The sequence below is a fragment of the Sunxiuqinia sp. A32 genome, from assembly GCF_052690465.1.
Window position 1 is genome coordinate 1 of record NZ_JBQYLI010000024.1, and the last position, 25904, is coordinate 25904.

At 38.3% G+C, this 25904-nt stretch carries 16 protein-coding genes; 13 read left to right on the forward strand and 3 right to left on the reverse strand.

The window, feature by feature from the left end; genetic code table 11:
• Positions 1–135: 135 nt before the first annotated feature.
• Both ACUNWD_RS18670 and ACUNWD_RS18675 read right to left on the reverse strand, forming a co-directional pair.
• Positions 136–738 carry a hypothetical protein gene (locus ACUNWD_RS18670; protein ID WP_445589378.1) on the reverse strand — a complete coding sequence of 201 codons (603 nt, stop codon included), beginning with the start codon at positions 736–738 and terminating at the stop codon, positions 136–138.
• Positions 738–2126: a phage integrase SAM-like domain-containing protein gene (locus ACUNWD_RS18675; protein WP_445589379.1), complete on the reverse strand. Its 1389-nt coding sequence runs from the start codon at positions 2124–2126 to the stop codon at positions 738–740. The genes ACUNWD_RS18670 and ACUNWD_RS18675 overlap by 1 nt, the downstream gene beginning before the upstream one ends.
• Before the next feature lie 1025 nt (positions 2127–3151).
• Here ACUNWD_RS18675 and ACUNWD_RS18680 point away from each other — a divergent pair.
• The 13 genes from ACUNWD_RS18680 to ACUNWD_RS18740 all read left to right on the forward strand — a co-directional run bounded on the left by ACUNWD_RS18680 (position 3152) and on the right by ACUNWD_RS18740 (position 25207).
• Positions 3152–5017 carry a glycoside hydrolase family 127 protein gene (locus ACUNWD_RS18680; protein WP_445589380.1) on the forward strand — a complete coding sequence of 622 codons (1866 nt, stop codon included), beginning with the start codon at positions 3152–3154 and terminating at the stop codon, positions 5015–5017.
• A 399-nt stretch (positions 5018–5416) separates the two neighbouring features.
• A complete protein-coding gene (locus ACUNWD_RS18685; protein ID WP_445589381.1) occupies positions 5417–7018 on the forward strand; it encodes a CRTAC1 family protein in 1602 nt (533 codons plus the stop codon).
• An 11-nt stretch (positions 7019–7029) separates the two neighbouring features.
• Positions 7030–8472, forward strand: a complete 1443-nt coding sequence (locus ACUNWD_RS18690) for an HzsA-related protein (protein WP_445589382.1) — start codon at positions 7030–7032, stop codon at positions 8470–8472.
• 30 nt (positions 8473–8502) lie between these two features.
• Positions 8503–10539, forward strand: a complete 2037-nt coding sequence (locus tag ACUNWD_RS18695; RefSeq protein ID WP_445589383.1) for a beta-propeller fold lactonase family protein — start codon at positions 8503–8505, stop codon at positions 10537–10539.
• The gene (locus ACUNWD_RS18700) at positions 10526–11662 is read left to right on the forward strand and encodes a hypothetical protein (protein ID WP_445589384.1); all 1137 of its coding nucleotides are present in this window, start codon (positions 10526–10528) and stop codon (positions 11660–11662) included. Before ACUNWD_RS18695 ends, ACUNWD_RS18700 begins: the two co-directional genes overlap by 14 nt.
• A gap of 55 nt (positions 11663–11717) precedes the next feature.
• Positions 11718–12287 carry a Rid family hydrolase gene (locus ACUNWD_RS18705; protein WP_445589385.1) on the forward strand — a complete coding sequence of 190 codons (570 nt, stop codon included), beginning with the start codon at positions 11718–11720 and terminating at the stop codon, positions 12285–12287.
• 80 nt (positions 12288–12367) lie between these two features.
• Positions 12368–13675, forward strand: coding sequence for an ABC transporter substrate-binding protein (locus tag ACUNWD_RS18710; protein ID WP_445589386.1), 1308 nt, complete (start codon positions 12368–12370; stop codon positions 13673–13675).
• 59 nt (positions 13676–13734) lie between these two features.
• Positions 13735–14847, forward strand: coding sequence for an ABC transporter substrate-binding protein (locus tag ACUNWD_RS18715; protein WP_445589387.1), 1113 nt, complete (start codon positions 13735–13737; stop codon positions 14845–14847).
• A gap of 43 nt (positions 14848–14890) precedes the next feature.
• Positions 14891–18445, forward strand: a complete 3555-nt coding sequence (locus ACUNWD_RS18720) for an FG-GAP-like repeat-containing protein (RefSeq protein ID WP_445589388.1) — start codon at positions 14891–14893, stop codon at positions 18443–18445.
• A 2-nt stretch (positions 18446–18447) separates the two neighbouring features.
• Positions 18448–20109, forward strand: a complete 1662-nt coding sequence (locus ACUNWD_RS18725) for a CRTAC1 family protein (protein WP_445589389.1) — start codon at positions 18448–18450, stop codon at positions 20107–20109.
• Positions 20110–20145: 36 nt separating this feature from the next.
• Positions 20146–21474, forward strand: coding sequence for an asparagine synthase-related protein (locus ACUNWD_RS18730; protein WP_445589390.1), 1329 nt, complete (start codon positions 20146–20148; stop codon positions 21472–21474).
• Positions 21467–22417: a radical SAM protein gene (locus ACUNWD_RS18735; RefSeq protein ID WP_445589391.1), complete on the forward strand. Its 951-nt coding sequence runs from the start codon at positions 21467–21469 to the stop codon at positions 22415–22417. The genes ACUNWD_RS18730 and ACUNWD_RS18735 overlap by 8 nt, the downstream gene beginning before the upstream one ends.
• Before the next feature lie 429 nt (positions 22418–22846).
• On the forward strand, positions 22847–25207 hold the full coding sequence (locus tag ACUNWD_RS18740; protein ID WP_445589392.1) for a hypothetical protein: 2361 nt from the start codon (positions 22847–22849) through the stop codon (positions 25205–25207).
• A gap of 27 nt (positions 25208–25234) precedes the next feature.
• On the opposite strand, the gene ACUNWD_RS18745 is transcribed toward ACUNWD_RS18740, so the two are convergent.
• The gene (locus tag ACUNWD_RS18745; protein ID WP_445589393.1) at positions 25235–25822 is read right to left on the reverse strand and encodes an RNA polymerase sigma factor; all 588 of its coding nucleotides are present in this window, start codon (positions 25820–25822) and stop codon (positions 25235–25237) included.
• Positions 25823–25904 lie beyond the last annotated feature (82 nt).

Genomic DNA, 25904 nt, shown 5'->3' on the forward strand with positions numbered 1-25904 from the left:
TTGCGGATGATACGGCGCTCCACGAACATGTTTCATATCGTTGTCGTCGATAAACTTCTGAAACTCGTTCGAGATGTTGTAAGTCTTCAGCCTAATTTGAACTTTTATGGGTTATTAAATTAAGAAAACCATCTCTTAATTTAATAACCCATAAAAGTTCAAATTAGGCTGAAGACTTACAGGTGCTAATGATTTGTATAATTCTACATAATAAGAACTACTACGTTTAGAATTAGTAAACTCTTTCAATTTGTCATCAAACTCCTCAGAGTCTATTAAAACAAAGATTATTTTCGGTATTAGATCAAAGTTATTTATAGATACTTTATCATTTGTGCTTTTTTCATGAAAAGTAATTTTGTCAATAGGGTAAGTTGTTCTCAGCTTTTTTCGAATTTTTCCTGATGTATAGCTATCTATTTTACCGACAGGATTACTTCTATATCTATTGAGAAAATCAACCAATTGATTATTTTCGCGGGCTTTTTTAGAATCCAACTTGGAAGGATTTATGGTGCTATTTTTTATAGCGCCTTGCACTTTTCGTGCATAGAAGGTTGTAAATAGGGTTAATTCAGGCATATTATTATTCCTAAATTCGTCTATTGTTTTAATGTTTTTGAGAGCTTCATCGATTGCATTATTATACTTCCCAAAAAAACGATATGTACCACACCTAAATTGTAACCTGGTGAAAAAACGCTTCTTATTTGTTTTATATGATTTGACGTCATCCATTATCTGGCGATTTTTAAGGTTGCAATTTTTCTCTCCGTTGTATGTTTCTGCAAACTGTTTATTAAAGATTTTTTGCTTTTATTTAGGTACTTGTCAAGCGTTTTTAAATCACTATGACCAGATAAGTCTCTCACAAAATGAGTGGGTAATTCATAATCGTTTAAAAGAATTGTGATTCCAGTTCGCCTTCCAGTATGGGAAGATACAAATTGAGATAGTGGTTTAGTTTCTAATATTTCTTTTTGGCCAATAAATCTGCGAAAAGTACATTCTCTATTCAGACCTGCAACTTTACAAGCTTCTTTTAAATATTTATTATAATTCTGCTCACTGATAATTGGTAATATGTAGTCGTATTTTTGAAGAATATCAAAAGCATTAGCTAAATAGCCAATAAATGGTACAATAATTTCTTTGCCCGTTTTGTATTGGTTAAAATGCCATGCGGTGACTTGTTGCCCATCAAATTCCACTTGTGTAATTTGTTCTTTATTGAATTGTTTAGTATCGCTCCATCGTTGTAAGGTGAAGCACATAAAGCAAAATACATCTTTAACACGTTCTAAGCGTTTTATTCCAGAAAAGTCAAAGTTGTAAAACTTCATCAGTTCGGATTCAGATAAAGTGATAATGTCATTTTTACCTAATTCTTGCTGCTTCTTGGAGCGTTGGTTGACTTTAAACCAAGCTTTTTGAAAGTTGGTATTTTTCGAATAGTTGTTCTCATAAGCCCATCTCATAAAGTTTTTAAGAACCTCTATATATTTCCCAATTGAATCATTCAGTAGTCCTTTTTGGTTGCCTTCGTTTCGTGTCTTTTGTCTTCCCGTTGGTTTTTGTTGACGCAGATGCTTAATGTAATCATTGTAATAACTCTGATTGATTCGACTAAAGGTAAGACTAGGGTCATAGTTTTTCAGACTGCGTTTAACAGTTTCATATTTTTTTACGGTTAAGTGAGAAACATTTTCACTTTTATCATCAATAAACGTTTCAAATACTTCAAAAAAGGTTTTGTTTTCTTTAGCGTAGCAGGGTGAAATTTCATATTTAATAAACTCTTTAATGTTTTGCATTATTTCCTTGAATTCCATATCTGGAAAATCATTTCTTATTGAATTGTATTGCAGTTCAATATCTTTTAGGAATCTATCGATGCGATTATTTATTACTACAGCACCTGCTACTTGATGTTTGAGGCGTTGTTTGTCAAAGTTCCATTGAATTGGAATAACCTCAAATTCTGTTTTAAAACTTGCTTTGTATTCTTTGTTGTAGATTATATATAAATAAACCCTTGTTTTTACCTTTGAAAGTATCTTATTGCCATTTTTGTCTCTTTTTTTAGAAACGTAAGGCTTATGTAGGAATAGATTGAAACTTGACATTATTCGTATTCATTTAATAAATAGCAATATATAAAGATACGAATTCTTTTTCTGTTTAGAAATATATTAGAAACTAAAGCTGTTTGCAGTTGATTTTTAATGGTTGTAATTGATTCTTATTAATCCTTGAAAAAGTCATTAAAGTATTGATAAGTAGATTAAAGTGTTGAATGTGAGTGTTTGGTGATGGTTGGATTAGTAGCGCGCCTATCGCTACTTTTAAAGTGGTTCAAGGGTTTGTAATGCAGGTCATTACAAACCCTTTTTTTTTGAGGCATATTTGAGGCACAGTGGCATCTTCTCAGCGAAAACTTTAAACGGAACTATTTACTATAAATGTGATTCTTTATATCCGTTCATTTGTGATCTAGTCCTTGTTTTAAATAATAAATAGTTGATATTTTATATACCTGAAAAATATAAACCTCAGTAATTGATTTAAAACGAGATCCTAGGTTCAAATCTGGTGTCCCGATATTTTCTTGGAATTGTTATAGGTATCTATATATTTTCTCTCCTATTAAGAAATAAAACAGATTAAGTGTAATAGATGTTTCACTCTGCTGAAGAAGTTCATAAATAAAATATCTTTTATCAAAATATGAGAAAAAGATATTCCCAGTTATATTTTCTAAAATACATTCCCCGTTCAGTAAGGTTTTTTTTGCTGGTATTTTCCAGGAGGTACTAGTGTATTCTTATTTTCTTCAAAAAATCGAGGCATAAAGGATGAATCAAAAATCACTCATTTTGAGTATTTAATGGAATATTATGAATAAACGTAGCATTTTTATAAAATCAGTTGCTCTGTTGGCAAGGTGTTGTGGAGTTTATTTTTTTATAGGGTTTAGTGAGAGATTTTAAATATAATTTCAGTGACTTATATCTATCGTTGAGGTGAAAAAATCGAATTCTGAAAGTAGGGGAAAATAGAAAAATCAGGTCTCTCTTGATAGGGAGTGCGACGTTTTGTCAAGCGGCGTATATCCCTAAGAGAGCATTTATTTTATTAAACTAAATTACACATGAAATTAAACCTTATCACTACAGTTTTGACCTTACTGGTATTACTAATCGGAGTAAATATCAGAGCGCAGGAACAAAGGCAGTCAGTGCCTTTTACGTCAGTGAAAATTACTGATGATTTTTGGGGAAGTAGATTAAAAACCCACTCAAAAGTAACTCTAAGCACTTGTATCGCCCAGATGCAGGACTCAACTAAAAGAATATCCAACTTTATGAGGGCAGCTGGTCTTGAAAAAGGTCAGCATGAGGGGATTTTTTTTGATGATTCCGATGTCTATAAAGCAATGGAAGGGGTGGCTTATTCTCTTATAAATAATCCTAATCCTGAGCTGGAAGCGCTGTTGGAAACCTGGATTGGTTATATTGCCAAGGCTCAGGAAGAAGATGGCTATTTGAATACTTATTACAGCTTAAGCCATCCGGATGAGAAATGGACAGATATGGAAAAGCACGAGATGTATTGTGGCGGTCATATGATTGAAGCTGCGATTGCTCACAACCGTGCTACTGGCAGGGATTCATTTCTTAAAGTTGCCGAAAAATTTGTTCATCACCTGATGGATACCTTCGGTCCAGAGAAAAGACATTGGGTAACTGGTCATGAAGAAATTGAGCTAGCTTTAGTAAAACTTTATCATTTGACTGAAAATAAAGAGTACCTGAATTTTTCAGATTGGTTGTTGCAGGAGCGTGGACACGGCCATGGAAGAGGTACGATCTGGGATAGCGACCGATTCCACGGGGCCAGTTATTGTCAGGATGATGTTCCGGTATCTGAAATCACCGATATTAAAGGGCATGCTGTAAGGGCAATGTACCTATTTACAGGGATGGCTGATGTTGCAACTGAAACAAAAAATGAAGGGTATATTGATGCGATGAAACGCGTTTGGGAAGACGTTGTTTTAAGGAATATGTACATTACAGGAGGTATAGGCTCTTCAAAATCTAATGAAGGGTTTACTGAGGATTATGATTTGCCAAATAAAGAAGCTTATGCAGAAACCTGTGCTTCAATCGGGATGGTGTACTGGAACAACCGGATGAATCTATTAACAGGAGAGTCTTTCTATGCAGATATTATGGAAAGAGCGATGTATAATGGAGTATTGTCTGGTGTTTCGCTTTCGGGAGACCTTTTCTTTTATGTGAATCCGTTGGAATCAGATGGTGATCATCATCGCCAGCGTTGGTTTGGTTGCGCATGTTGTCCCAGCAATATTTCCAGATTTTTACCATCGGTAGGAAATTATGTCTATACAGCCAGTGAAGACAAGGTATTTGCAAATTTGTATATCCAGAGTGAATCTGAAATTGAATTTGGTGGAAAGAAAGTTATCTTGGAGCAATCAACCAATTACCCATGGGAAGGGAAGGTTGATTTTAGAGTATCCCCAGCAGAAGAAAGCGAATTTGAGCTGAATTTGCGTATTCCCGGATGGTGTACTTCCTACCAGGTATTGGTGAACGGGCAGCCCATCGAGCAACCCAATGTTGTGAAAGGCTATCTGAGTTTGAAGCAGGTTTGGAAAAAAGGTGATACTGTGAGTTTAAACATGGATATGCCAGTTGAGATAGTTGAAGCAGATCCAAGAGTTAAAGCTAATGTTGGAGCTCGTGCTATTCAGAGAGGACCATTGGTTTATTGCATTGAGGAGATGGATAATGCTAAATTGAGCTGGGGTGATATCAATTTGGATGCTTCAAACAAATTTGAAGTGAGGAATGCTAGTGGAGTTCTTAGTGGGATGAAGAAAATTCAAACAAATACTGGGCAGGGCGTCCTGACTCTTATTCCATATAATGCATGGGATAACCGAGAAGCTGGTAAAATGAAAGTTTGGCTTCCGTTTAATGAGATGTAAACGTGTTATTTACATGTATTAAGCAGGTAGAATAATAAACCTTAGTTCAAAATGATTTTCCCATTTTATGTTGTTGTAAATGAATTCACTGCATTGAAGACATCTTGTAAGATGGGAAAATTTAAGTAAAAAAAGTCTTAAAAAATGTAGGGATTAAATATCATTTTTGGTCTTAGAAGGGAACCATTTCTATAAAATATTCGAATAAATATTATTGGCTTTTCTGGTCCGAGAGTCAGTTTGTGAATTATTCGTATTATAGAAATGGTTTATACTAAAAAACTAAAACGAACTATGGCTTTCGCATTTAATAAGATGGGATTTTATAAGAGGTTGAGACGGTGCGTTTACTTTTCTTTATTTTTTGTCATCACACTTCTTTTTTTTAGTTGCAATCCAATGCGTAAATCTTCGACAGAAGAAAAACAAAATCAGCTTAAGTTGCCAGCAGCAACAGAGGATTTTTTTCAAGAGATTGGAGGGGCTATTGGTCTTGATTTTGTTCATTCAATAGGATCCGAACATTTGGAAAATATCGTTGAGTCAGTTGGTGGGGGTGCAGCCTTTCTAGATTATGACAAAGACGGATTCATTGATTTGTATGTCTGTAGCGGTACTTGGATTGAAGGTTTTAGTAAATCAGAAAAACCGGAACATTTACCGGGGAACAAATTATACCATAATCTTCAGAACGGGACATTTGAGGACGTCACTGATCAGGCGAAAGTAGGCAGCCCGATGTACAGCATGGGTGTGACTGTTGGCGATTATAACAATGACGGTTACCCGGATATATATGTAAGCAATTATGGATCCAATACGCTTTACAAGAATAATGGCAATGGTTCATTCAGTGAGGTAACTAAAAAAGCGAATGTCGGAGGAGGGAATGAATGCAGCGTAGGAGCGGTGTGGTTTGATTATGACAATGATGGGCTACTGGATCTTTATGTGGGTAATTACCTGTCTTTTGACCCTGATTACAACTATTATTATGCCCCGGATGGATTTCCGGGACCTTTGGCCTATGACAGTCAGGTAGATGTTTTGTACCATAATCGTGGAGACGGAACCTTTGAAGATGTCACCGAACAGATGGGTATTATGGACGAGGATGGAAGGGCCATGGGTGTAGGCGCAGCAGATTATGATGAAGATGGTTATGTGGATGTTTACGTAGCTAATGACCACACGGTGAATTACCTGTGGCACAATGATGGTGGAAAAAGTTTTACCGATAAAGGTACGATGTCCGGTACCGGTTTTAGCCAGGCTGGGGAGGCAACGGTAAGCATGTCCGTTGATTTTGCAGATTTTAACAGTGATGGTAAACTGGATATGTTTATTTCCGATGACAATTATTGCTCATTGTATGAAAACTTAGGGAATGGAATTTTTAGTGATAAGTCCTATGTATCCGGTATTTCTGTAGCATCCGGCCAGTTTGTGGGCTGGTCCTCATCATTTTTTGATTATGACAATGATGGAGATGCAGACCTCTTTAAAACCAATGGTGAACTTAAGCACGCTTACGGGATGGAGGATCAGATTTTTGAAAATCTTGGACAAGGGAAGTTTGATGATGTTTCGGTTGGGCTTGGGAAATACTTTGAAGAGGAATTTGTTGGCCGTGGCGCCTGTTTGGGGGATTACGACAACGACGGGGATGTGGATATCTATGTTGTGAACCTGGACAGCGAAGGTAAATTTTTAAGGAACAACAAAGGTAACAATAATAACTGGATCATTTTGGACTTGGTTGGAACAACAAGTAACTGGGACGGTATTGGCTGTCGGGTGAAGGTTGTAACTGGTGAAAAAGTTCAGATTGCGCAGAAGAAGAGTACAACCGGGTACCTTTCCCAGAATGATCCACGGATCCATTTTGGACTTGGCAAAGATCAGATGATCGATAAAATTGAGGTTATTTGGCCATCAGGCAAAACACAGGTATTTGAAAATGTGAAAGTGAATCAAATATTTAGGATAACAGAATCCTAATACTTGGCATTATGAAAAAAAACGTAACTGGTATTTTATTCACATCCTTGTGGGTAGGCATATTGTGTATTTTTATTTTTTCCTGTCAGCAGACATCGATTGATGGGATGATTATTTGCACCCAGGTTCCTGTAGGTCAGGATGAGGCAGATTTTGTAAGTGGAAAAAATTGGAGGTATCCTTTAGCTTCACGAATTGTTGCGATAGATCTTGAGGAACAGGATGAATTACCCGTCGTTCTTACAAAAGAATTTTCTTCTGCCCGGTCTCCCGAAGTATCTTATACTGGTATCCGTATGATTTTTTCTGCAAAAAAAACGGAAAAGGATGTGTGGCAGATATGGGAAATGGATCTTTCCAATTTAAAATCGAGACAAATTACTGATGGGACTGATGATTGTACAGATCCGGCTTATATACCGGGAGACAGGATTGTGTACAGTAAAAAAATGGAAAATGATTCTTTAAAGTCAGGTCACGCTCTTTTTACTTGCAAGCTCGACGGAACAAATGAGAAACGAATAACATACAATCCGGCTAACTATTTTGCTTCTACTGTTCTGATGGATGGTCGGGTGTTGACGATCAGCCGCCAACAATATCCTGAAATTAAGGAGTCGATGTTTATGGTGATGAGACCCGATGGCTCAAAACAAGAGATGTTTTATAAAGGGAAAGTCCGTTCTGAATTGTTAAGTAGGCCTCTTGAAACGGGAGATGGGAAAATCATTTTTTGTGAAAATGGGGGCGCTGATCAGGAAAATAGCCTTTTATCCATAAAGTATAGTCGCCCACTGCATAGTGTATCTGATTTGTCTGGAGGTTTTTCAGGTGGATTGTATGGATTTTTTCCGATGAAAATTGGTGAATATCTGGTTTCATACAGGCCTTCAGCTTCTGATCGTTATTCTTTATACCGTTTTAATCCGGTTACCAATAAACCGGAAGAATTGATTTTCCGGGATGAAGAATACGATATCACCGAGATTACCCGGGCTGAAAAGCGGGAAAGACCGAGGAAGTTACCTAGCGAAATTACAGAAAGTGCATCAGTCGGACTGATCATGTGCCAGGATATTAATTTCAGCGGAGACCTCAATGAGATGGAAGAACAGGTAGACCCGGTTCTGGGTGTGACGATGGAGGTGCTAGGTTTAAATTCCAGCTTAGGTGAGGTTGCTGTTGAGCCCGACGGTTCGTTTTATCTGAAAGTTGATGCTAACACCCCTTTCCGGTTGCAGACACTCGATAAAGATGGAAAAGTTATCAATGGACCAAGTAGTTGGATTTATTTAAGATCTAATGAGCGTCGTGGTTGTGTCGGTTGTCATGAAGACAGAGAACAGGCCCCGGACAACAGGCAGCCGATGGCTATCCGGAAAGACCCGGTGCGGATCGGTTCATCCATTCAGGGCACCACACATGGAACGATTGATTTGGAACATGTTAAATAAAAATTTGGCAGATAAGAGAATTCGAAAGTTATGAGGAAGACTAAATTAATATTGCTGCTAATAATCATTCTGATTACACTAATTATTTACTTTCCCGGGCGTAAATTAGCTAGGATGCATGTTAACCAAAAGACTGCAGTTGAAGATCATCCTTTACTTTGTACTTCCTGCCACCTATACACGCAAAGAGATAATTTTATTTCGAAGCTGATAAATGAAGATTACTGTTCACCAATAAACATGGCAGTTTCTAATGATGGACAAAAATTATATGTAGTGGCTCAGGATGCGGGAGAATTAATTATTGTTGATGCCACTCAAAATCAGGTTTTGGATAAAATTAAGGTTGGCGAACACCCTCACAGTATCGTTTTGTCAAAAGATGGACAAACAGCCTATGTTAGTAACGAGTGGGCAGACAACATATCTGTTGTTGATCTGGTAGAAAATATTGTATCTGACACTCTTTTAACTGGAAACGGGCCGGCTGGCTTAGCTTTGAGCGCAGATGGAAAGTTTCTTTATGCTGCAAATTCATTTAGTTCCGATTTATCTGTAATTAATCTTGAAAAGTCAGAGGAGATTAAAAGACTTACAACGGGGAATAATCCCACCGGTGTTGCAATTTCACCAGATGGAGACAGACTTTATGTAACCAGCAGACGTGCTAAAATTATTCCATATGGCGAGCCTATGTATAGTGAACTCGCCAAAGTGTCCGGTAAAAGAAAAATTGTAGAGAAGTTGCTTAAAGTTGAGTCTGCATATATGATGGAGAATATCGATTTTACTCCATCAGGTGATTTGGCATTGGTTAGTTTGATTAGGCCCAAAAATCTGATTCCTACGATTCAGGTTGAACGTGGTTGGATGATGACTAATGGCTTCGGTATTATTTGTAAAGATGATGATGGGGAGGAGGTTGTTTACCAACTATTGGCTGATGAGCCTAATGCATACTACGCCGATCCTTTTGATATTGTTGTAAGTCCTGATGGTAAAAGAGCATTTCTGTCAAGTTCCGGCACCGATTTTATTTCGGTTATAGAAATTGATTCAATACGGTCAATACTGGAATCCACATCGCCTAATCTTTTAAAAAAATATGCCAATAATTTAGGAATTAGTAGCAGGTTTGTGTCGAAACGTATTAAAACCGGATCAAATCCTAAAGGGCTTGTAATATCACCAGATGGTAAATGGTTGTATGTGGCGGAACAATTGGCCGATGAGATTGGTGTTATTGATGCAAATTCACTTGAGTACATTCGGGGAATTGATTTAGGTGGCCCAAAACGAATTACAGTTGCCAGACGCGGACGTCGAATATTGAATAGCTCAGGTGGTACTTTCCAATATCAATACTCGTGTTATACTTGTCACCCGGATACGCATGAAGATGGGCTTGTTTACAACATGGCAGGTAAAGATATGGGTAGGAATGTGACAAACACACAGTCATTGAGAGAGATTGCCGGGACAGGCCCTTTCAAGTGGAATGGGAAAAATCAAACAGTCTACAAGCAAGACGGAATACGTTTTTCAACAGTGCTTACACGCACAGAGCAATTCAGTTATCCGGATTTGGATGCACTGGTTGCATACATTAAAACGGGCATTAAGTATCCGCCAAATCTAATGTATAATCCGGATGGAAAACTTACAGACTCACAGTTGAGAGGAAAAGAAATCTTTGAACGGAGTGTTGATAATTATGGAAAGCCAATTCCAGAAAACGGAAGGTGTGTGACCTGCCATCCAGCACCCTATTTTTCAAATTTTGAACTGGCAGACGTAGGGACGCTTGCAGTTTCAGATGATTCAATCCTGTTTGATACTCCTCATTTAAATAATATTTACTCTTCAGCACCTTATTTGCATGATGGACGTGCAGAAACGTTGGAGGAAATTTGGACTATTTATGGAGGTGAAGATGACCATGGATATGTTAATGACTTAACAAAAATTGAACTAAATGACTTGATAGAGTATCTGAAATCATTGAGTGCTCCACAACTTGAGCGGATTATAGTAAATGAAAAAAAACCATCATATGAAACAAATTAATAAGATCATGATAAAGTTTAATGTAATCATACTTTTTGCACTGAGCTTGGCTTTGAATGTTTCAGGAATGAAAAATAAGCCTGATCAGAAGTTGGAGTCTTCTGAAAGGAATGCCGTTTCAGAGGATAGCAGGATGCCGGTTTATGCAAATTGGAAGACGTTTACAAAAAAAGATGGATTGCCCTCCAATAAAACTTATGCTGTGCGGATAGACGGGGATCGCGTACTGGTTGGAACGCACGATGGGCTCTGTGTTTATGAGGACGAAAAGTGGACTACTTACACGACCGCGGATGGATTGGCTCATAACGGGGTTGTTGCAATTGATGTTAGTGAGCAGACAGGTGACGTGTGGTTGGGTACTATGGGTGGATTATCCAGATGGTCAGCAGGAAAATTTGAAAACTTTACGCAGTTTAACAGTGGAATGCCAAATGACCTGGTTTATTCTGTAATCTGCTATGGCAGAGATGTTTGGGTAGCAACAGGAGGTGGTGCAGGACATTACGATACATTTACCAAACAATGGGAAATTTTCACAGAAATGAACGCGCCAATGCACGAGCCATGGACTTATGGTGTATCTGCAGGAGATGGGAAGATTTTCATTGCTGCATGGGGTGGAGGCGTAATTGAATATAACACGAAAACAAAGAAGTTCAGGGATTATGTGGATCCTGATGGGAATATGGAAATTGATTTATTCCCGGATGATGGCGTGGTTCATGATATTACGACGACAACTTCCTGGGCTGACGGAATTTTATGGGTTTCTACTTATTTTGGACTAAGTCGCTACGACGGGGTGCATTGGAAAGGCTATTTTGATCATGATAGTGGACTTGCCAGCAACTTCATCAATTTTATAAGGGCAGAAGGTCCGGTTGTATTCATTTGTACAGATAGAGGTTTAAGTAGTACGGATGGAACCAATTGGGTGACTTATAAGAAGAATGAATCAGATAAGAATGGTGAAGCCATAATTATTGAAGGTGAACTGGAAAGCGAAATCAAATTGACACCTTCAATCTCACATAACTTCACTATTGGTGTTGACGCGGAGGGTGATTTTATTTGGGTTGCAACATCTGATGGGGTATGCCGTGGAGAATTACAGAAGTAGGATTTTTTGATGAAGGATAAACTATGAGGAATAAACGAATAAAAAAACTAATCTTATGGAAAAAGTATTGATTGACCTGTCAAAATTGACAGACGGGGAGCAGGTCGAGATGAAGAAACTGGGAATATTATCAGAAGAACATACAATAAGTGATTTTATAACGCCTACGGTTCACGAAACAAGGCCTCCAATTGAAAAACATGTAGTACATGTACCGCAGGTTTTAAATGAGGCCTATGATTATCAGAAACCATCTTCGTTTTCAAGAGCGTTAAGGTTAGATTTCGCAGGGTATAAGGTACTACTGATCTCAGGAACTGCTAGTGTAAACGAGTATGGTAACCCGGAGCATATTGGCGATTTTAAAGCCCAGCTTTGGAGAACTTACCGGAATATTACATCCTTATTGGAGGCAGAAGGAATGAGTTGGCACGACGTAGTAAGGACAACTAACTATTTGCGTGATATTGAAAGGGATTACGAAGAATTTAATAAAATACGTACTACCTTTTTTAGTTGGATGAATCTGGATCCTCTTCCTGCAAGTACTGGTATTCAAGCCAGACTTTGTTGGGAAACGCTGTTGGTAGAATTGGAAGTATATGCAATCTGTAAAGCAGAATAGAGGTGTTCGAATGACAATCTTATACTGTAATTTGAACCATTTAGAAAAAAAAAGATGAAATACTTTAAACTCAATGCTTCATGAAAAAAAACTTCTGGATTTGGTTAACAATAATCCTGATCTTATCGCCGATAATTAAATTGTCAGCTCAGGAAGATAAAATGATGTATGGTAAAACGCCAGATGAAGTGTTTCCGTACAACAATTTTCAAAAGGCATATAAGTACCATTTTCTGGAACCAATTGAGTTTTATGGAGCTGGTAGGGAAAAACCTGAACCAACAGATTTGACAGAGGTTCGGATTGGCTTTCTTGGCCCGTTGGAAGGATCAATCATTCAGGATTTAGGGGAACAGATGTTAAATGGTGCAACTTTGGCTATTGAGGAAGCAAACAAAAGAGATGGTTATAAGGGATTGCCTTTTAAGTTAATGGTTCACAATGATGTTGGGTTGTGGGGCGCTGCAGCAAATGAAGTGATTAAAATGGATGATGAAAAAGTTTGGGCGTGGTTAGGAACCATTGACGATATCAATTCTCATGTTGCTATCAGAGCTACATTAAAATGTGAAATTGCTAATGTCAACACGGGGGATCCGGATCCCACTTTCACCGAGACTAATATTCCCTGGGTGATTCGTGTGATTAGTGATGACAGACAAAGTGGTTATGCGTTGGCAAGCTACATGTATAATGTGATGGGACACGATCGTGTTGCTGTGATTCGTGCAAACAATCGTTATGGAAGGGTAGGTGTGATGGAATTTGTGGGTGTAGCCGTTCGCATGGGGCATCCAATTATAATCGAGGAAAGATATAACGATGGGGAGACTGACTTTACTATGCAGCTTGAGAATATTAAAAAGACAAATCCTGATGCTATTCTTATTTGGGGAAATGCTAAAGAATCCGCTTTGATATTAAACCAAGCACGTAGCATGGGACTGAAACAGCTTGTCTATGCATCTGATAGGGTAGTGTCAACTAAATTCTTAGAAGTAGCGGGAGCAAATGCAAATGGAATTATCTCAACATGTCAGTATAATCCCAGTGCAGATCTACCTGAATTAAAGAAATTTCAGGCTGGCTACAGACAGCGATTTGGAATTGAACCGGATGTGTTTGCGGCTCATGCCTATGATGGAATGAATATGATTATTAAATCAGTTCTCAAAGCTGGGTTAAATAGGGTGCTTATTCGTGATTTACTTACTGATATGAAAACATATCAGGGGTACAAAGGGGTAACTGGAGAGATTATTTTTGATGGTAGCTGGAATGATATTGGAGATATTTGGATGTCAAAAGTAGAAAACGGGAAATTTCAGTTTTTTGAAACTCCACCAATGGAGAAAAGAAGACATTCAAAAAGTATCGCAGGATATTGATTCTTTGTTGTAAATTAGTTAGGTTCAATTGAGATCACCAAACTTTTTGGAGCGTTTTAATGGGATTGTTTGTTGCAAAATATATTGGCTTTGTATACTTCATATTGCTACTTGTAAATATCAATTTTCTTTATGCGGGAGAGCATGAAATTGGTAAAAATGACACCATTAAGTTGGGCTTGTTGGTACAGGATCATAAATGGAAGGGAGCAATACAAGGAGCAGAGCTGGCTTGTGAGCAAATTAATGGTAAAGGTGGAATTCAGGGACATCCATTGAAGGTAGTCATTCAGTCAATGGAAGGGCCTTGGGGCATTGGAGGAACTAAAGCGGTAAACATGATTTTTAACGATCATGTTTGGGCTATTTTGGGATCTCATGATGGGAGAAATGCCCACTTGGTAGAACAGGTTTCAGCAAAAGCGAGAGTTGTCTATTTGTCTGCATGGTCCGGCGATCCAACATTATCACAGGCATTTGTGCCATGGTACTTCAGTTGTGTGCCAAACTACAATCAGCAGGCTGATGCATTAATAGAGGAAATTGTAAATCAAAAAAGAATTACAAAAATAATTTTGATTGCTGATGAATCTTATGATTCTAAGTTTGCCTGCAGGGCAATCAAAAATAAATCAAACTCGTTTAAAGACGTTGAAGTTATCCAGTTTAATTCGGGTGACTTTTCTACTGATTTTGAGAAGCTGGTTAATCAGGATAGCGATGAAAACTATGCAGTCGTATTTGTAAATATTCCTTCCAATTCCGAAAGAACCAATAAAATCTTAAATGCAAAATCTGAGCAAAATCATTTTTACTTGACTCTTTCTGCTCAGAGTGAAATTTTTTTCGATGAAATTAAAGTTAGTAAGCCCGATAAAACTAACTTTATAACTACGATTGATTTTCAAAGTCAGAATTGGCGTAAATTCCATGATGATTTTTTGGAAAGATTTGCTTGCTTGCCTGGTGTTAAAGCAGCGTATACTTACGATGGTATTTATGTTTTGGCAACTGCTATTAAGAATTCAGCACTGCAAAGGCATAAGCTAAAGGAAGAGGTGATGAGAATAGAAAAGAATGGGGTGACAGGTAATTTCAAGTTTGATGAGAGAGGTAATCGTGTCGGGGATATTGGATTTGTGAATATTGATAGTGTTTGTCCCGTTGAATAAATTTAGAAGATCAGTCTGATTTGAATCGAATAAAAAAAGAGACATGAAAAAGATTTGCTTGTTTTTAGTGGTTATTATTGCAGCAGGTCTGCTTTTTTCTTGCGGAAACTCCGAGGAAGAAAATAAACAGAAATTGGTAAAGCTTTTAACATCTAAAACTTTAGGTCTGGCTTATCTGGAAGAGTTTAAACTGGAAGAAGCAGAACAGGAATTTAAGAACTTTATTGAATTGGCACCCAAAGAGAAACTGGGTTATGCAAACCTTGGGCTGACCTATTTGAGAATGGGCAAATACGATGAAGCTGAGGAGCAATTGTTTGAAGCGATTGATATTGATTCAAAAGATGCGGATATCAGGTTGCTTTTAGCGAATGTCTATTTAATGAAAGAAGAAAAGGATAAGGCACTTGAGCAATTGCAGGAAGCATATAGTTTTGATCCTGAAAATGTAAAAGTACTATATAATTTGGCTGAAATATATTCGACAGATAATAAGGATGATTCCGGAGAAAAATACCAGGAATACACACAGAAACTTGCTAATATTGCTGAAGGAAATATCGTACCTCAACTGAATCTAACAGATATTTTTATTAAAAATGGAGATGCGGATAAAGCAGTACAACAACTTGAAACTATTAAGCAACAATTTCCCGAATTTCCCAAAGAAGCCATAAGCTATTACGAGCAAACCCTAATTTTACTCAAAAAGAACGAAATAGATCAGGCAATTATTCAATTCACCATCTTTCACAATTACCTGAAAGTTACATCTACTTATCAGGCTGGAATGACTGAACTGAAAGGTCCGGGAGGAGCGGTTGTGGGATTTCCGTTGATTGTTTATGATCAGCAATCCAAATTGCAGGCTTTGGGTGATAAGTCACTTTTAGAGGTGATAAAATTTACGGATGTCACCAAGTCTTCAGGTTTGGAAATTATTTCTAAATATTCTACCGAAAGCGATAAATCTAAAGTTAAGACACATGTTGAAACTGCTGATTTCGATGCTGATGGTGATATTGATATTTATGCCGGATGTTACGATGCAACTTCTAATTCGTACAAACATTTCTTGTTTAATGATGAGATGGGCAGATTCAATGATATTGCTGATGAAGTTGGTATGTCACATTCAGGGAAAGAAACTTCCGCCAAATTCATTGACTTTGATAATGATGGTTTTTTGGATCTATACATTACTCGTGAGGATGGCGATCTATTATATAAAAATGTTGAGAAAGGCGTGTTTGAAGATATAACTGACGATGCGGAAATTGGCAGTAAAACCGGGGGCGAAAAATCGGTGTTTTTTGATTTGGATCACGATGGGGACCTGGATTTATTTGAAACAACAAACGGTGAAAATCTGGTATATAGAAACAATGGTGATGGTACATTTGTCAGCTATGCCAAACAAATGAATTTGGCAGGTGATGGTGATAGAGCAACTGCGTCTGCATTCGGAGATTTTGATGATGATGGTGATATTGACTTAATTGTAGGCTATGAAAAGTCAGGAATCGCATTTTACTCAAATATGAGGCAAAGTAGGTTCGAGGATATTGCAGAACAAGCTGGCCTGAAGGTTACTGGTGGTGTAAGTTCCCTGGCAGTCGGAGATTATAACAACGATGGATTCCTAGATTTATTTGTTGCTGAAAATAATGGAACCGTGTTTAACTTCTATAAAAACCTGGGTGATAAATTTCAGTTGGTTCAGGAATCAAAAGACATTTTTGGAGCGATGAATATGAAGGCGTATGATTCTGAATTCTTCGATTTCGATAATGATGGATTGCTGGACATTTTAATAGTAGGAAAATCAAAAACAGCAGGTGAAAGAGGTATTTTCTTGTATCACAATGATGGTGAGGGAAAATTCTCCGATGTTTCTTCATTATTGCCTAGAAATAAGAAAGAAGGGCGTCAAATTTCCCTATTTGATTACAATGATGACGGTGATATGGATTTGCTAATCGTGGGCTTTGATGGAGGGATATCCTTGTTAAGAAATGATGGAGGAAACATAAATCACTATGTGAAAATGAAGCTTGTAGGTCTCCGAACAGGAAGCGCTAAAAATAATTACTTTGGTATTGGTGCAAAGGTTGAGATTCGGGCTGGCGAGCTTTATCAAACAATGGTTGTGACTGACCCAAATGTACATTTTGGTTTGGGGGAAAGAACCCAGGCCGATGTGATCCGGATTACCTGGACCAACGGAGTTCCTCAGAATATTTTCCTTCCGAATGCAGATCAGGACTTAATTGAGGCACAGACATTAAAAGGGTCTTGTCCATTTTTGTATGCGTGGAATGGAGAGAAATATGTATTTGTGAAAGATATTATATGGAGAAGCGCCCTTGGTATGCCTTTAGGTATAATGGGAGGAGAGACCAAATATGGTTTTGCAGATGCATCTGATGACTATATTAAAATACCTGGTGATGTCATTAAGCCACAGGATGGCAAATATACTATTCAGGTAACTTCAGAACTTTGGGAAACTATTTATATTGACAAGTTAAGTCTGGTTGCAGTAGATCATCCGGAAAATATTGATGTATACGTTCCTGAACAGTTTACACCACCCCCATTCCCTGGTGCTGCAATCTATCAGGTGAAAAATAAATTCAACCCAGTATCAGCGATTGACAATGATGATAAAGATGTTTTGGATATTATCAGAGAAAGAGATGATAATTACTTGTCGGGTTTTATTCCTGATGAATACCAGGGAGTAACAAAAATGCATGATTTGGTTTTAGATCCGGGAAATGTAGCGGAATTAGATAATCTACATATCTTTTTGTACGGATGGATTTTCCCAACTGATGCCAGTATCAATTACGCGATAGCTCAATCAAACGAACTTCAGGTATTGCCTCCCCATTTGCAGGTAATTAATGAAAAAGGGGAATGGGAGACCGTGATCGATTATCTGGGATTCCCGATGGGAAAAGATAAAATGGTAATTGCAGATTTGACCGATAAGTTTTTGACTTCAGACCACCGAATTCGAATCCGGTCAAATATGGAAGTTTATTGGGATGAGGTCTTCTTCTCTGATTGTTCATCCAATGAGCCAATTGTTTCAACTACTTTAGACCCTATTGAAGCAGATATCCACTATCGCGGTTTCTCCAGGAGTTATCGAAAGGGGAGTCGTTATGGGCCTCACTGGTTTGACTATTACGATGTTGATACAGCACCAAAGTGGAGAGACCTTACTGGAAATTATACCCGATACGGGGATGTGCTTCCCTTGTTGATGGAATCGGACAGTAAGTATATTATCTCGAATGCGGGGGATGAAACAACGGTTAGTTACGATGCGAGCCAGTTGCCTGAGTTAAAGCCAGGTTGGAAAAGGGACTTCCTGATTCATAATGTTGGTTGGGTGAAAGACGGCGACTTGAATACAGCTTTGGGACAAACAGTTGCTCCGTTACCGTACCATGGAATGAAAAGTTATCCGCCATCTGAAACAGATATTTATCCAAGCGATCAAGGGCTTAAAAAGTATAATCAGGAATACAATACCCGGGTGGTTAATGGAGAGGATTATAGAAATGTATTAAAAAATATGAATTAGAAATGAGAGGAAAATTAGTTCTGAGTATTGCTCTTTTTGCTTTGTTTATCAGTCTGCAAACAGCTTTTGGGCAAAATAAGGTCATGTTTAAAGATGTTGCTGCAAAAGCGGGTGTCGATTTTAAATACAATTTTGGGGATGATTCCTATGTAAATATTCTGGAGAGTAGTGGTTCAGGTATTACTATTTTTGATTACAATGGTGATGGCTGGATGGATCTTTACTTAATGAATGGGACTTATTTGGAGGGGATATCCGATAAAGACGGAATTAAATATCAAAATTCAAGCAATAAGTTATATCATAATAATGGTGATGGAACATTTACAGATGTAACCGAAAAGGCTGGTGTTGATGATCGTCACTGGAGTATGGCCGCAGGTGCGATTGATTACGATAACGACGGTGATGAAGATTTGTTCCTTCTGAATTACGGACCAAATGTTTTTTACCGCAACAATGGAGATGGAACTTTCACTGATATTGCCAATACGCTTGGTTTGGTTGGCCCCAAAAAGCTAAATGGTTTTGAAAAATGGAGCATCGGGGTGGCATACTGGGATGAAAACAAGGATGGCAGACTGGATTTGATGGTCGGTAATTTTCTTGCTTTTGACCCGGAATATATTTCAACACAAACTCCTGGAATGATGCCCCACCCTTCTGAATACAAAGGACAGTTGTCCATGTTTTATGAGCAGCAATCTGATGGGACATTTATAGATGTAACTGAAAAGAAGAACCTGGCTTATCCTGATTCCAAGTGTATGGGACTTACGGTGTTTGATGCGGACGATGATGGGGATTTAGATATTCTGCAGGCCAATGATCATCAGTTTAACTTTCTTTTTAAGAAAGAAAAAGGAGTTTTCAGAGAGGCCGGTGTTGAAAGTGGTATCGCCGCAAATAACCAGGGAAAGGGTACTGGCTCAATGGACGGCACATTGGGTGATATTGATGGTGACGGACTTGTGGATGTGTTGGTGTCTGATTTGAAGTATGGTGCGTTTTATCGCAATTTGGGTAATGGTTTATATACTGATATTGTTGAGGAAAGTGGTGTAGCAAAGACTTTTGCAGGCAAAGGAAGTTGGGGAACAGCACTTTTTGATTTTGACAATGATGGTGATCTGGATATTGTTTCAGCTAATGGAACTGCTGAAGAATTAATTTTACAGTATCCGTTGTTACTAGAGAATGATGGGAAGGGGCATTTTACCGATAGAGGGAAAGAATACGGAGACTACTTTAAGGTGAAGCGTTCAGGCAGAGGATTAGCAGTATTGGATTTTGATAACGATGGAGATATGGATGTCATTATTTCCCATCTGGACAAACCGGGTAATGCCGTACTTCTTGAAAATGAAGGTGGAAATAAAAATAACTGGTTGGGCATAACGCTAAAAGGTGAAAGTGGACCTGCTGCGGCAATATCTGCAAAAGTAACAGTGATTTCAGGATCTCAAAAACAAGTATTTATTAATCAATGGGCAACCGGGTATCTCTCCAACAACGATCCGCGACTTCATGTTGGATTGGATGACGCATCTGGAGTAGATCAAATTATAATTGACTGGACTGATGGGAAACGTGAAACCTATAAAGATATCAAGGCAAATCAGTATTTGGTTGTTAAGCAGGGAGAAGGAATTATCAGGGAGTAGTTTACTAGAATGAATAAATAGAAAAAATAGATGAACATGAATTTTCAGTATGTAAGCAAAGTGGTGGATTTAACGGATCCACAAAAGAATGTCATTTATAATATGACTCATGAGGAAGCAGTTGAAATTGTGAAGTCCGGGGATATAGAAGCAGTTCGTAAGATTGATGGCCAATTTTCGCTTATTTCTGTTGATGGGAAAACAATCCGTATGGCCAGATCACTCGGACGTCCATTAAGATATTTTATTGCCAAAAGGGCGGCAGGACCCCAGTTAATTGTTGCTGAACGAATTGATGTGATCTACGATTATTTGGAAAAAGAAGGTATGGACGATCAATTTCATCCATCATACACAAGGATGGTTCCGGCTCATTACATCACGAAAATAGAGTTGCTGGGATGTCCTGACCCAAATCCTGTTTATACCCGCTTTTTTGCTCCTGAACGGAATAAATTCTCACCGGAAAATCCACAACAGATTGGTGAACAGTACCTGGGTGCAGTGTATGAAGAAATAAAGAAATGGTTGAAATACCGGGCAAATTCGGGTCCGATTGGTGTAACCTTTTCTGCCGGAATTGATAGTGGTTCTGTTTTTCTGCTTACCTATCATGCATTGAGGGAACTGGGTGAAAGTCCCTCAAGGTTGAAAGCGTTTACCCTTTCGATTGACGGTGATGGAGCAGATTTAATGCAAGCGAGAAAATTTCTGGAAACTTTGGGTCTGGAGTTATTCTTGGAACCAATTGAGCTTGATTATAATTCGTTGGACTGGAAAGAGGCTATCAATATCGTTGAAGACTATAAACCCCTGGATATACAATCCGCAACCATGAATTTGGCATTGCTAAAAGGTATTCGGGCCAAATACCCGGATTGGAAATTTTTGATTGATGGTGACGGTGGTGACGAAAACCTAAAAGATTATCCGATTGAAGAGAATCCTGAATTAACCATTCGCAGTGTCTTAAATAACCTGATGCTTTATCATGAAGGTTGGGGGGTAGAGTCGATTAAGCACTCACTGACATATTCCGGAGGATTAAGCCGAGGTTATATGCGTACATTTTCTCCAGCTGATGTGCTTGGATTTGAAGGATTCAGTCCATATACTTTACCGAATGTGATTGAGATCTCAGAAGGTATTCCGTTTATTGATCTTACCGATTGGGATCATCAGAAATTATATGACTTGAAAGGTCAAATTGTGGCAGCAGGAGTAAAATCGGTAACAGGAATGGATATGCCTGTGTTTGAAAAGAGGCGTTTCCAGCACGGAGCTGCTTCTAACAATGATTTTAAAAGGCATTTCCCTGAAAAAGAAATAGCTTACCGTAAAGAGTTCCTGTCCAGGTATGAATAATGAAAAGCAGCAGGTGTTTGATGGAAGCTGGATTGTTAATCAACGAGGACAAAAGAATCCTGTAGATCCTTATAAGCCATATGCGTGGCTTGTTGAAAAGGAACTTACAGCTTATGGAAATGTTGAAGATACAGGAGTTATTTTCCTGACCAGTAGAGAATGTTCCTACCGGTGCATGATGTGCGACCTGTGGAAAAATACAACAGATGGGGTGGTTCCAAAGGGAGCCATCCCATCTCAGCTAAAATGGGCGTTGGATCAAATAGCACCTGTCAGCCACTTGAAACTTTATAATAGCGGTAGCTTCTTTGATCGAAAAGCCATTCTTGTTGATGATTATGGCGCGATTGCATCGCTATTAAAAGGATTTAAAAATATTATTGTTGAAAGTCATGCCAATTATATCGGTGATAAGTGCTTGCGTTTTCAGGAACTATTGAAAACTGATCTTGAGGTAGCCATTGGATTGGAAACAGTAAATGAAAATGTTCTGGAACGCTTAAACAAGCAAATGACTTTGGCTGATTTTCGCAAGTCGATTCGTTTTTTGAAAGATCATGGAATCCAAACGCGCACATTTATCTTGTTAAAACCGCCTTTCATGTCGGAAAAGGAAGGAGTGTACTGGGCAAAAAAATCCCTGGAATTTGCTTTTGAAGCTGGAGTTGGGTGTTGTACAATTATTCCGGTGCGGCCCGGAAACGGTGCGATGGACAGGCTGATGGAAATCGGACATTTTAGTCCACCAACGATCGAATCCCTTGAGGAAGTTTTGGATTATGGTATTAGTTTGAATGCGGGAAGGGTATTTGCTGATACCTGGGACTTAAAACTTTTCTCAACATGTGACAAATGCCTGGAAAAACGAATTGACCGAATCACAAAAATAAATCTACACCAAAGGATAGCTGAGCCTGTTTCGTGCAACTGTCTTACCACCTAACTAGCTTCCTTTTTCAAAAAGATTTTTATCTGAGGAAAATTTTTCTGATATCCAGCCCCTATATATTGTAAAATGAAATTGTAGGGGAAATCATTAAAATCAGATCATAAATATGTGATATGTTAATACCTGATTGGGGTGGTGATTTGAATTTAGAATGAAACTTGAGGATTTAAGCTTAGAAACAAAACAGGACAAGTCAGGTAATAATTAATTAGAAATATTACTAGCGATAGACAAAGTAAAGAATTGCTGATATAGCAATATGGGAGGTTGGGTGCTGAAGAGATATTTGAAATTGTAGTTCAAGAACAATTTAATGTAGAAGTTATTTAGTAACAGTATTTATGCAATTCCAACATGAACCTGTGCAGAGTATATAATCATTTAGTTTGCCTTTATCTTTTACTTTTCTTACCCGTCTTAGGCATGTCCCAGCAAGATTCTCTTTTGCATCAAATCGGACAGGACATTGATAATTACAACACATTTTCACCGATTGAAAAAGTTTATTTGCACACCGACCGGTCTTTTTATGTCGGGGGAGAGGATTTGTGGTATAGTGCCTACCTGGTTTTGGGGCCATTTCACTTGCCCTCGCAGAGAAGTAAGGTTTTGCATGTTGACCTGGTAGCCCCTGACGGGAGCATCGTTCTTTCGCAGACCCAGTCTGTTAACTCCGGGCGAGGCCGCGGATCAATGGAGGTTTCATCGGATCTTTTGCCGGGCAAATATCGTCTTCGGGCTTATACGGATTGGATGCGTAATTTTAAAGACGATTTCTTTTTCGCAAAGGAAATAACAGTCCTTGGGGAAAAGGATATCAAATTCCATGCTCCACAAATTAATTCCGGTGAGATTGATCTACAGTTTTTCCCGGAAGGTGGTCATGCAGTTGCAGGCTTGGTTGGAAAAGTTGCTTTTCGAGCTGTGGGAAGAGATGGCTTGCCCTGCAAGGTAGAAGGACATATTCTGGATTCCGAAAGAGCACCTATTGCATTTTTTAAAAGTTTTTATGATGGTTCAGGGAGTTTTGCATTTACCCCGAAGGCAGGAGAGCATTACACGGCAGAACTGGTTGATGGGCAGTTTTTTACTTTTCCGGAAGTTATAGAAGAAGGATACGCCATGACAGTTAATAATCTTGATACAGGCAAAGTTAAAGTTATCATTCGTTCAAGCCCGGGCATAGAGCACAAGGCCTTTTATCTTATAGGCACTATCCGCAATCAGGTTTATTATCAGGGGCGTTTTGAGATGAACGGAAAAAAGAGTGTAAAGTTTGAGTTGCCAACACGAGACCTTCCCGGTGGTGTTATGGCAATCACTTTACTTGATAATCTGGGTAACCCATTGTGTGAGCGTGTAGTTTTCATCCCGGAACAGGATAACTTGTCACTTTCTGTTCAGATGGATGCTAAGGTGTTGAAGCGGCGAAGTAAGCTTGGTTTTGATATTCATGTTGAAAATGAAAATGGAGAACCGGTCCAGATGGACTTGTCTGTTTCGATCACTGATGTTGGCAAAGCTCTCCGCGACCCAAATGGCAGAAATATCTCCAGTTATTTGCTTCTGGAATCAGATATAAGTGGAAGTATTCCTTTTCCGGGGCTTTTTCTAAGTGGAGATTCGAGAGATTCCCGGGCACGTTTGGATTTAGTAATGCTTACCCATGGCTGGCGTAAATATAACCATGAGTCTTTTAGGAATGATGAGTATAAAAAATACAAATTTCCATTTTTACAGGGGATCGCACTGACAGGGACAGCAAGGAAAGAAAACGGGAAGCCATTAGAGAACGTAAAGATCAACTTGTTCGGACAATCAAAAAGCGGGATTGAGATAGCGTTGGATACAACCGATGAAAAAGGTTGTTTCAGGATGGATGGGATTACCTTGGAGGACTCTATCCGGATTGTATTGAGTGCGTTTAATGAAAAAGGCAGCAAGTTGTTTTTTGATGCCTCTCTGGAGAAAGAGTTTACTGAGCCGCCATTGGCCTCAGCACTGCCCGTTGTCTGTGAAGATACCATTCAGCAAGAGGATGATGTGCCAAGTCTGGAAGAGAAATACTGGGAATTTTCCAGGCAAAAGGCCCTTTGGGACTCACTTTACAAGACCAACAGTACGATACAGTTAGAAGAGGTGGTGGTGGAAGCAAACAAGGTTGAGCTGGAAATGAAACCAGCCACGCCTTCCGTGTACGAAGTTATTCCAGATGCTACTGTATACACAGATGCTAGGACTTTTGATATTTTTCAGTTGCTTAACACTGTTTCTGGTTTGTGGATATTAAGGAGCGGAATTGAAGCTAGCGTAAGCGTAAGAGGAGAATCTACTATATGGATGCTTGATGGAAATTTTACCAGTATAAATGAAATTTTAAGTTTGCCTGTTTCATGCATTGAAAGAATAGAAGTGCTGAAAACAGTTGCTTCAAGGGCAGTGTTTGGACTTAGGGGATCTGGGCCAATGATATTGGTATATACCAAGCTGGGAGGTTATGTTGAAAAAGAATCTGCACTACAATTTACCTTGTTTGGGCATGATGGCTCTAAAGAATTCTATGTACCTAAATACGACGAAGAAAGAGATAATCCTCGCCCTGATGAACGGGCTACATTATACTGGTCTCCATCCATCAAGACCGATGATAATGGAAACGCTTCATTTGAATTTTTTAATTCAGATAATGCCAGGCAAATACAGGTATGTGTCGAAGGTGTTACGCCTGGTGGTAAGCCAGTCTTTTTTATTGGAGACTTTGGGGGAGGCAGATGTTGCCAGTAGGTGACGAATCTTATGTTATTATTTGTTCTAACGAAATCTAAATAAATTAACAAAGTGAGAGAACAATAGAAGGTTACTTTTTACTTTTAGGTTTTCTTTAATTCTGGCAATTGCCCTACTTATGTGTTTCTCAACTGCTTTTTCTGAGATAGATAAAAGTTTTGCGATTTCTTTGTATTTATAGCCATCAACTTTACTCATTAAAAATACTTTTTTGCATTTTCTTGGTAGTTCTTCAATGGCGTTTTCAATCAGTTTTATTTTTCTGTCGTAAATTTCCCTGTCTAATTCAATTAAATTATTTAAAGTCTCTCTTTTGACATCCAATAATATTTTCTCAGCCTTTACTTTTTTTGTGTATTCCTTAATAAAATTGTTGTAGACTGAGCGGTAAAGATAACTTCTTATTGAAGTCGTAATATCCAATGCATTTCTATTATTCCAGATTTTAATGAAAGTTTCTTGAACAATATCTTCAGCTTGTGATCTATTCCCAGATAAATTCTGACAATATAATACAAGACTTTCATAATAATGCTCAAAGAGTTGCTTGTATGCTTCTTCGTTTCCTTGTTTTAATTCCTTAAGGATGATTTTTTCTTGAGACGATAGCATAAATAGAGATTGGTTATTAATACCGTATACAAATATTAAAAAAATAAAATAAAAAAGTAGGGATAAATATAAAAATTGGGTC